The organism is Carboxylicivirga fragile, from assembly GCF_050589805.1.
GTDB lineage: Bacteria > Bacteroidota > Bacteroidia > Bacteroidales > Marinilabiliaceae > Carboxylicivirga > Carboxylicivirga fragile.
The window spans coordinates 1-9,821 of sequence record NZ_JBNGOY010000086.1 but is presented as its reverse complement, the minus strand read 5'-3'; the positions used below and the strand labels follow the sequence as shown (position 1 = coordinate 9,821).

Genomic DNA, 9,821 nt, shown 5'->3' with positions numbered 1-9,821 from the left:
AAAAAAAGCGCCCAGAGTGGAAGCCCCCGAACGCCTTTATTTTCATTGTGGAGAATAGCGGAATCGAACCGCTGACCTTTTGACTGCCAGTCAAACGCTCTAGCCAACTGAGCTAATCCCCCAAGAATTATTATATGATTGGATTGGCGAAGTTGCCTGTCCCGTCCCGATAGCTATCGGGAAAATCGGGAAGCTAATCCCCCATCACATGCTTTACAATGGACATTTCCATTAAAGCGATGCAAATATAAACGTTTTTTTAATCCAAACAACACAATTTCACGCAAAGGGAAAGCTGAGAAATATCATTATTATAGTTTTTTAGCACATTCTTACTTGACATAGGCTATAAAAACTATGGAAATTTGAATGGAATTTGATTTTAAAATTCTATTTTTATGCACTCAAAAAATTTGAGTAAGGAGGATGCTCCTTTAATAAGGAATACAAACTATTTATTTATAGCTATCTTTAGGCAACAAAACTTTGATCTATTATGGAAGTAAAAAAGTCGCCGAAGGCAGATCTTGAAAACAAGAAGAATGTCTTTATGCAGATTGGTTTGGTAGTCACGCTTGCAATTGTGTTGATTGCGTTTGAGTGGACGACGACCGATATGGACGTTTCTCAATTTGAGATGGTAGATGATCTTGAAGCAGAGGAGGAGATTATGCCTATTACAAGGCAAGAAGAAGTGAAACCACCCCCACCACCCCCACCGCCAAAAGTGGCTGATGTATTAAACATCGTTGAGGATGACGTGGAGTTGGACGAGGAGTTGGATATTGAGGACACTGAAATGGATGATGATACGGAGGTTGACTTTTCGGATCTAGCCATGGATGAAGAAGAAGCGGATGATGCGCCTGTATTCTTTATAGTGGAAGAGATGCCTGAATTCCCAGGTGGAGAAGCTGAATTGCGTAAATTTATTGCGACTTCGGTAAAGTATCCTGTAATTGCTCAAGAAAATGGTATTCAAGGACGTGTTTATGTATCGTTTGTTGTGAATACTAAAGGTAAGGTAACGGACGTGAAAATTGCACGTGGTGTTGATCCAAACCTAGATAAAGAAGCAATTCGTGTGGTAAATTCAATGCCAGCATGGAAACCAGGAAAACAAAGAGGTAAGGCCGTAAAAGTATCTTATACTGTGCCTATCAACTTTGTATTACAGTAGTAAAAATCGATTTTCGATATAAAAAACCCTCGCTTCGGCGGGGGTTTTTTGTTGCCTATAAATGAGTTATATTTGTGGCTCTAAAAAAATGTGTTAATGATTGAAAATCTATCATCTCAGAAGGAGTTGGAAAAAGTGGTGTTAGTCAGTGTTAAAACACCAAATGTGAGCGATGCACAAGTGGAAGAGTATCTTGACGAATTAGCTTTTTTGGCTGAGACAGCAGGGGCAGAGCCGGTTGCGCGATTCATTCAGAAGTTGGCTATGCCCGATCCAAAAACTTTTGTTGGTAGTGGAAAGCTCCGCGAGATTGTGGACTATATGAAAGTTCACGAAGTGCAGACCATTATTTTTGATGATGAGTTATCGCCTTCGCAGTTGCGTAATCTTGAACGCGAATTAAAGGTGTTGGTGCTGGATCGTACGAATTTGATTCTGGATATTTTTGCGCGTCGTGCACAAACAGCTCATGCTAAGACACAAGTAGAGTTGGCTCAGTATCAATACTTGTTACCACGATTAACTCGCATGTGGACTCACCTTGAGCGTCAGCGTGGAGGTATCGGTATGCGTGGACCTGGTGAAAAGGAGATTGAAACGGATCGTCGTATTATTCGAGATAAAATTGCCAAGCTAAAGGTTGATCTGAAGAAGATTGACAAACAGATGGCAACGCAGCGTCAGAACCGAGGCAAACTTGTTCGTGTGGCTTTGGTTGGATACACTAATGTGGGCAAGAGTACTTTGATGAATGTGTTAAGTAAGTCAGAAGTTTTCGCTGAGAACAAATTATTCGCTACACTCGATACAACCGTTCGTAAAGTGGTGGTAGATAATGTACCTTTCTTATTAGCTGATACCGTTGGTTTTATTCGTAAGTTACCACATCACCTGGTTGAATCATTTAAGTCTACTTTGGATGAGGTGCGTGAGGCCGATGTCTTATTGCATGTAGTGGATGTTTCGCATCCAGGTTTTGAACAACAAATAGAGGTGGTTACCAAAACCCTCAATGAAATTGATAAGCGTGAGAAACCTACTGTTTTAGTATTTAATAAGGTGGATGCCTACTCGTTTGTACCAAAGGACGAAGATGACTTAAGTCCGAAAACCAAGGCAAATTTCTCACTTGAAGATTTAAAAGATACCTGGATGGGCAAACAAGGTGATTGTATTTTTATTTCTGCCTTGAACAAGGTTAACTTTGTTGAGTTCAAAAAGCTTATTTACGGAACGGTAAAAGAGATTCATGCGCAACGTTTTCCATTTAATGATTACTTGTATAATTCATACAATCAAGAGGGTGAAGTGGAGTAGTTAATATTCATTGTAAATAGCGAAACAAAAACGTAATATCGAGGTAAACAACATGGCAGCATGCTATAATTAACACATAAAATGTTTTTACTCGACAAACTTAAAATACGCTTTCTTAATTTTTTTCGAACGTTTTTTTATCACCTTTTCTTCTGGCTGATATCATTATCGTTTTACGTTTTCCTTTCGGGCAACGAAAGTCTTTATATCAATTATTTTAGCATCTTATTAAAAGATGATGTATATGGCAACGCCGTATTATTAGGTGTTAACCTGGCCATTATTTTCACCTTTTTCGACATGCTGTTCTCCGATAAACTGATGCGCTATTCGCCTATTCGTTTCATGGTTTTACTGCGCTTTTTAATGTATTTGCTGCTGGGCTACTTAATTGTGTTTTTATCTGCCAATAGGGGAGTAAAAGCACAAGAGTTATTAGATTATCAGATCTACTACAAGCGCATGCCTGAAATAACACTGGCTTATTCTCGATTTATTGTGTGGTTTTATGTATCGTGTTTATTAAATAGTTTATTCCGGGGGGTATTTCGTAAAATTGGTGTTACTAACTTTTTTCAATGGATAATTGGCACCATGAATAAACCACGTGTTGAGAAGAGGATATTCATGTTTATTGATATGAAATCGTCGGTGAGTATAGCTGAAAAGCTGGGGCACAAGCGTTTTAGTTTTATTGTACAGGATGTATTTAATGAGTTGGCCATTGTTGAGAATTACCATGGAGCTATTTATCAATATTTAGGTGACGGTGCCATCATTTCTTGGGATCTAAAACGTGGCCTACGAAATAACAATTGTTTGAAGGCCTTCTATGCCTTTCAGAATGCCATACATCGCAAGCGCCTGTTTTACGATATGCGCTATGGTTTGGTGCCTGAATTTAAAGCGGGTTTACACATTGGTGAGATTATGGTACTGCAGGTAGGGCGTTTTAAGCGTGATATTTCTTATAACGGTGATACCCTCAATACAACGGCACGAATTGAATCCATGTGTAATGTTCACAAGCAAAACTTACTTATTTCGGGAGTACTCTACGAATCGCTTAAGAACAAGGAAGAGTTTAAATTCACGGAAATAAAGGACGATACGGTTTTGAAGGGGAAGAAGCAAAAAACGCAGATATATAAGGTTAATCCTCTCCAAAAAAAGAAAAAGAAATAAAAAACTCCCGCTTGTAGCAGGAGTTTAAATTTTATTTAATTACTGCCCCGATAGCCATCAGGGGGAAGCAGAAGTTGTAAGTGTTCACAAAACTTCTGACTAAGGACTTACGGACTGTTTACTTAATTAAACCATCTTTAATCATGTGTTCAGCAATCTGCACAGCATTTAAGGCAGCGCCTTTTTTAATCTGATCCGATACACACCAAAAAGTAAGTCCATTAGGATTGGCCAAATCTTTCCTTATTCTACCAACGAAAACCTCGTCCTTACCAGCTAGAAATAGTGGCATTGGATAGGTTTGTTCTTTTGGTTCATCCATTAAAACAACACCATCTGCCTTAGCAAAAGCTGCCGTAGCTTCTCCCGGACTAACAGGGCGTTCTGTTTCAATCCAGATAGCTTCAGAGTGAGCACGTAAAACAGGAACGCGAACACAAGTTGCACTCACTTTAACATCGCTGTGCATTATTTTTTGCGTCTCGTTATACATCTTCATTTCCTCTTTGGTATAACCGTTATCGGTAAATACATCCACCTGAGGAATAAGATTCAACATTAACTGATAAGCAAAAGCTTGTACGTCCACTTCTTTACCTTCTGCAATTTGTTTGATCTGCGCTTCCAATTCTGCCATACCACTAGCTCCAGCACCACTTGCCGATTGGTAAGTTGACACATGCACTTGTTTGATGTGTGATAATTCTTCAATAGCTTTTAAAGCGACCACCATTTGTATAGTTGTGCAATTAGGATTGGCAATGATGTTGCGAGGTGCATTTTTACAATCATCAGCATTTACCTCAGGCACTACCAATGGCACATCATCTTCCATGCGAAAAGCACTTGAATTATCAATCATGATGGTTCCGTGCTTGGTAATGGTTTCTGCAAATTCTTTAGACGTTCCACCACCGGCCGATGTCATGGCAATATCAATATCTTTAAAATCGTCGTTGTGTTTAAGCTCTTTTACGGTCAATGTTTTACCTTTAAATTGGTAGGTTTTTCCTGCACTACGGGCCGAACCGAACAATACCAATTCATCCATCGGGAAGTCTCTTTCTTCCAATACCTTTAAAAACTCTTGACCAACTGCTCCGCTGGCTCCAACAATCGCGACTTTCATTCTTGTGATTTTTTAATTAAATTTAGTAATGTGTACAGCTGGGTGTTGTTGATGGATGTGCTGTACTTACATATTAATGCAAAAATAGAAATAAATGTAATAAACCCTTATTCCATGTTGCGCTTTTTTACACTTTTATTACTCTGTCCCACTACATTACTGGCACAATTCAACGAATCGTTTACCGATGGTGAAATACTTAACAATCCGAGGTGGTTTGGTGAAATTGATAGTTTTAGCGTAAGCAACGATTTTCGACTTCAATTAAATGGTCAGGGCGCCGGATCAGCCTTCTTATATGTGCCGTGTGAAGTAGTAGAAGAAGCAAGCTGGAGTTTTTCTTTTCTGATGGAGTTTAATCCTTCGTCGAGTAATTATGCACGGGTATATTTGGCAATGGATAATGAAAACCTTGATTTGCTTGAGAATGCCATTTATTTGGATTTGGGAAGTAGTGGCGATCGTATTGATTTAATGGCTGTCGAAAATGGAGAAACCTTTGAATTGGCTCGTAGCTCAGAAGATTTATTGGATGTTTCAAGTAATGAAGTTCAGATGGAGGTAAGACGAAACGCAGATAACTGGACATTACGATATAATAAGGGTAGTACTTGGCAGGAAATAAAAGGACAGGAGTACAAAACAAGCTTTGCATCCATTGCTTTTGGCATTTATTGCCAATACACTAAAACCCGAAAGGATAAATTCTTCTTTGATGATATAGTAGTTATTGGTGAGCCTTTTGTTGACGATGTAGCTCCGGAATTAACACATTTTGATCTGTTAAATGGCGAGACTATTTTATTGAAATTTAACGAGACTTTAGATGTCAATTCGATTCAGAATGAAGATTTTTATTTGAAACAGCTTAAACGTAGTCCTGCTTCATATGAATACGATTCCGATAATCATTCACTTCTCTTACATTATAATCCTGGGCTGAATGATATCAAGCTTGATACATTAACCATTTCCGGCTTTGGCGATTTAGCAGGAAATAACATCTCTCCATCGGAGCGATATTTTGAATATAAACGTGTAAGTATTGAATCAGCCAAATTAATAGATCTGCAGCATTTAGTCTTTAACTTTACGCGGCCTATTCCTTTGTTAAATTGGGAAGCGGCATCTATTCTTCTTAATGACGATGCATTGATTTATGCTGAGATAGCTATTTCAGAGGATGAACAAAACCACGTTCTGGAATTGAAAAATACTTTAGCTGATGGTCAAAGTTATCAATTGCATTTATCCAATTTAAAGGATGATCGGGGAGATACCATTCATGCATTTGAGCATGAAATATTCTTCTACCAAACTAAGCGATACGACCTTGTGTTTAATGAGTTGATGGTTGATCCTTCTCCTGCTTTGGATTTGCCGGAACATGAATATATCGAATTGTACAATCGTTCTGATTTCGATATTGACCTGAAGCATTGTATTCTTGAAGTAAATCAGAAGTCAACTGTTTTGCCGCAAACTATATTAAAGGCTAGAGACTATTGTGTTTTAGTGCCTGAGAATGCCGAAGCCTTATGGCCAACAGAAACCGTTTCTGTAGCTAAATGGCCCACTCTTGGTAACGACGGTTTTAAGCTTGTACTTCGGGATAGCGATAGAATGGTAATTGATGCCTATTTGTGTGACCCTGATAAAGTGAATGGGGAAACTTTTAAACAGGATGGAGGCTGGTCCATTGAACGCGTTGATATTAATAATCTCTCTGGGCATTTTGAAAATTACATGTATAGTCTTGATTTGGCTGGAGGTACACCTGGAAAAGAAAATTCGGTGAAAGCTAAGAATATTGATGAAGATAGACCAATTGTTCAATACCTGGAGTTACTTTCCGATACTGCCTTTTGTGTTGTTTTTAATGAAACAATGCATCTAAATTCTGAAACCTGGTCGTATGAAATAATACCAGACTTAGATGGAGCAAAAGTTGAATTGATTGACAGTGTTTTTTATTCGAGTATTACATTTGATTTAGGCCAGACTCTGAATGACGGTACGTTATATGAGCTTCATTTAAATAGTTTAAGCGATTGGGCAGACAATGATTTAATAATAGAATACCCTCTTAAATTCAGAACAACAGATAGTCTGGAACTTGGAGATGTGCTTATTAATGAAGTCTTATTTAATCCCCATCCTGATGGTGTAGACTTCATTGAATTGGTAAATGTTTCTTCAAAAACTATTAATATTTCAGACTTGTATTTAGCTCAATTATCTGATGAAGGAACAATCAAACAATTGTTTGAGGTATGCGATAAAAACCGCCTACTCTTTCCACATGATTATTTGGTCTTGAGTGAAGATAGTTTGCTTATCCAGGCTCAGTATCAATGTGAAAATCCGAATTTCTTCTTGAATGTAAAAAAGATGCCGTCGATGCCCGATGATGAAGGATCTGTGGTACTTTGTGATAAATACGGAATCATCATTGACCAAATGGCATACGAGGATAAAATGCATTTTGATTTAATAAAAGATAGTGAAGGTGTTTCTCTGGAGCGATTATCCCTTAGTCAATCATCAATGGATATGCAGAACTGGCATTCAGCTGCTTCGGACATAGGTTATGCGACACCATCGTACAATAACTCACAAGCAATTGAAGATAAAACACCAACTAGTATTTTTGAATTCGACAGTGATGTATTTTCACCCAATGGCGATGGCATTGATGACCAATTGGTGCTTCGTTACAAGAGCCAAGAAACAGGAGGAAGCGTAACTATTCGCATTTACGATGCATCGGGCAACGAAATCAGATACCTGATCAATAACCAACTGATGGCATCCGAAGGGTTCTATGTGTGGGATGGCTTGGGCGAAAATGGTCAACAACTAATGCCTGGCATTTATGTCATATGGATTCAATGCCATTATCCCTCAGGAAATACAACAAAAGAAAAAATGGTATGTGTAATAGCTCAAGGAACGCCGTAAACCTATTGGATTTCTGTATACGTGTTCCAGTGTAATTTATTTTCATCCCATTTATCTTTTGGTTGGTCTTCACCTGTAGGGTAGCCAACCGGGATCACATTTAATACTGTAAAGTGCTCAGGAAGTTTTAATACTTTTTTTACCAAAACTTCTCTGTCGCTAATGGGGTGAACACCTGTCCATACAGCACCTAAGCCCATGCTTTCGGCTGCTAGTAATATGTTTTGAGTCGCAGCTGAGCAATCCTGAATCCAATATTCTTTAGCCACACCATCTAATGCGCGTGACATGTCGCCGCAAACAACGATGGCTCCCGTTGCCTGTTTAAGCATTTTTGCGTAGGGAAGAATCTCGGATAACTCATCCAACTTGCTTCTTTCATTTATGGCAACAAATGCCCATGGCTGTTTATTAACAGCCGTAGGTGCAGCCATTCCAGCTCGAACTAGTTCAGTGAGTTGTTGCTGGTTTACCTGTTGAGAAGTGAAATGACGAACGCTTTTTCGGTTATGAATGGTTGCAAGGGTAGGATTGTTATAAAGTTTAGGTTCGAAAGTCGGGTAAGCATCGTCTTTAAATCGCTTGCCAATGTCCCAAGGTTTGCCTAAGCGTTGCCCATAACCATAATAGTATTCCCCACCATATATAATCGGATTGATCATCGACATATCTATTTGATTCTCATCGTCGATATAGGCGAGGTCTACTTTTGTGTCGATTACTTTGCCAATAAATTGCACATGCGATCCCAAATCAATGGTTTCAGTTACTTCACATTCTATCACAATGGGAAATTCCTTGATATAGGGAGCATTTGTAAAATCACCTTTTACAGCGGTGAGGCCTAGTTTTTGAAATTTATCCTCGTCGTAACCCGAAATGTTGCCAGCGTAATCCATGTGTGCTACAAATTGAGCAGAAGGCACATTGATGGTGAAAGCTTTCGTAGCCATTATATTTTCGTAACTAAGTCTCGATGGTCGAATTGAAACGCCTATGCTCATTGGCACTGAATTAACCACACCTGCCCATGCCGCGGTCATAATATTCGGCTTGCCATCCTTACCGTATGAGCCTATTACAACTGCTGGTTTTGGATGAATATGCCCTTTGGGGCCGATTGATTTTTTTTCTGAAGAAATAGAATCACGTTCATAATTGATAGCCCTGTGTACTTTGGGTGGAGTTGGTGTTTCGCTTTTACCAGTACTTAGCTGATATACCAAAACAACAATAATGATAGCTAGGAGAATATTTAGTAATGTGGCTTTATTTTGCATGATCTATTATTTACGAGTTTTTTTAATACTTGGAACCGAGTCGAGCAGACAGCCCGTTGGACAAAGTTGACACCAGGGACGATTGTAAAATAGGGAAAGGATTACAATTAGTATACCTGCCAATAGCATTAGCCACGAGGCCATTTTAAAGGAGAAAGCTAAAAATGGTTCCATATTGGATAGTGGCAGTGCAAAGCCAAGAATAAGGCTTGACCATATGAAGCTTAAGTAGATATTCCTTAAAGTCAGTACCGATATTTTTAGTTTTATATTCCTTGTATTGAAAGGAGAAACCTTAGCGGCTAATAATTGGATGGCACCCATTGGGCATAAGTAATTGCAATAGTATTTTTTATGCCCGGCAATGGACATGGCAAGTGATAGAAGAAGAATGGCTATCAACTCCCAATTACTTTGCCATGGTAAGCCATTACTTAGCCAATTGTGAATGACATCTACCGAAAGCATTTTTTTGAGCCATATGCCCATTACAATAAATACAAGAATTAAATAATACCAGTAAAATTGTTTAAATCGTTTACCCAATACCATGCTTAACGAAAAGAATAGAATCAAAGCCAGTAAAACCAATTGCACAATACGAATTGTCGAAATGGAAGTGTTTTGTTGTTCTGTCTTTAAATAATTGGCAATGGTTTTTTCAAATGTTTGAATAATGGAATTACAAATAAAAACCGGACGTTTTTTTAAGACCTTAAGCCGCAATTAAAACTTGGTAATAATTTAATTCATATTCAATGGGAGTTAC

General features: G+C 38.5%; 7 protein-coding genes and 1 tRNA gene. 4 read left to right on the top strand and 4 right to left on the bottom strand.

Translation table 11 applies throughout. The annotated features are described in order from the left end of the window. Window positions 1–48: 48 nt before the first annotated feature. Window positions 49–122: transfer RNA gene (locus ACRD7B_RS22115), tRNA-Ala, on the bottom strand. A 374-nt stretch (window positions 123–496) separates the two neighbouring features. On the opposite strand from ACRD7B_RS22115, the gene ACRD7B_RS22110 reads away from it, so the two are divergent. From ACRD7B_RS22110 to ACRD7B_RS22100, 3 genes are all read left to right on the top strand, one after another. After that, the gene (locus tag ACRD7B_RS22110) at window positions 497–1,180 is read left to right on the top strand and encodes an energy transducer TonB (RefSeq protein ID WP_430826846.1); all 684 of its coding nucleotides are present in this window, start codon (window positions 497–499) and stop codon (window positions 1,178–1,180) included. Between the two features lie 96 nt (window positions 1,181–1,276). Continuing rightward, window positions 1,277–2,497 carry a GTPase HflX gene (gene hflX, locus ACRD7B_RS22105; protein WP_430826845.1) on the top strand — a complete coding sequence of 407 codons (1,221 nt, stop codon included), beginning with the start codon at window positions 1,277–1,279 and terminating at the stop codon, window positions 2,495–2,497. Between the two features lie 81 nt (window positions 2,498–2,578). Then, complete coding sequence (locus ACRD7B_RS22100) at window positions 2,579–3,682, top strand: adenylate/guanylate cyclase domain-containing protein (RefSeq protein ID WP_430826844.1); 1,104 nt, start codon at window positions 2,579–2,581, stop codon at window positions 3,680–3,682. Between the two features lie 118 nt (window positions 3,683–3,800). Here the strand turns inward: ACRD7B_RS22100 and ACRD7B_RS22095 are convergent, their stop codons facing one another. Beyond that, window positions 3,801–4,811, bottom strand: coding sequence for an aspartate-semialdehyde dehydrogenase (locus ACRD7B_RS22095; RefSeq protein ID WP_430826843.1), 1,011 nt, complete (start codon window positions 4,809–4,811; stop codon window positions 3,801–3,803). Window positions 4,812–4,925: 114 nt separating this feature from the next. On the opposite strand from ACRD7B_RS22095, the gene ACRD7B_RS22090 reads away from it, so the two are divergent. Continuing rightward, window positions 4,926–7,772: a lamin tail domain-containing protein gene (locus ACRD7B_RS22090; protein WP_430826842.1), complete on the top strand. Its 2,847-nt coding sequence runs from the start codon at window positions 4,926–4,928 to the stop codon at window positions 7,770–7,772. Window positions 7,773–7,774: 2 nt separating this feature from the next. Here ACRD7B_RS22090 and ACRD7B_RS22085 read toward each other — a convergent pair whose 3' ends face one another. Then, window positions 7,775–9,052, bottom strand: a complete 1,278-nt coding sequence (locus ACRD7B_RS22085; protein WP_430826841.1) for a flavin reductase — start codon at window positions 9,050–9,052, stop codon at window positions 7,775–7,777. 6 nt (window positions 9,053–9,058) lie between these two features. After that, complete coding sequence (locus ACRD7B_RS22080) at window positions 9,059–9,778, bottom strand: 4Fe-4S binding protein (protein WP_430826840.1); 720 nt, start codon at window positions 9,776–9,778, stop codon at window positions 9,059–9,061. Window positions 9,779–9,821 lie beyond the last annotated feature (43 nt).

Excerpts from the sequence above, each read along its gene's own strand:
- ACRD7B_RS22095 (WP_430826843.1), bottom strand. The coding sequence starts at position 4,811 with ATGAAAGTCGCGATTGTTGGAGCCAGCGGAGCAGTTGGTCAAGAGTTT.
- ACRD7B_RS22110 (WP_430826846.1), top strand. The coding sequence starts at position 497 with ATGGAAGTAAAAAAGTCGCCGAAGGCAGATCTTGAAAACAAGAAGAAT.
- ACRD7B_RS22085 (WP_430826841.1), bottom strand. The coding sequence starts at position 9,052 with ATGCAAAATAAAGCCACATTACTAAATATTCTCCTAGCTATCATTATT.
- ACRD7B_RS22100 (WP_430826844.1), top strand. The coding sequence starts at position 2,579 with ATGTTTTTACTCGACAAACTTAAAATACGCTTTCTTAATTTTTTTCGA.
- ACRD7B_RS22090 (WP_430826842.1), top strand. The coding sequence starts at position 4,926 with ATGTTGCGCTTTTTTACACTTTTATTACTCTGTCCCACTACATTACTG.
- hflX (WP_430826845.1), top strand. The coding sequence starts at position 1,277 with ATGATTGAAAATCTATCATCTCAGAAGGAGTTGGAAAAAGTGGTGTTA.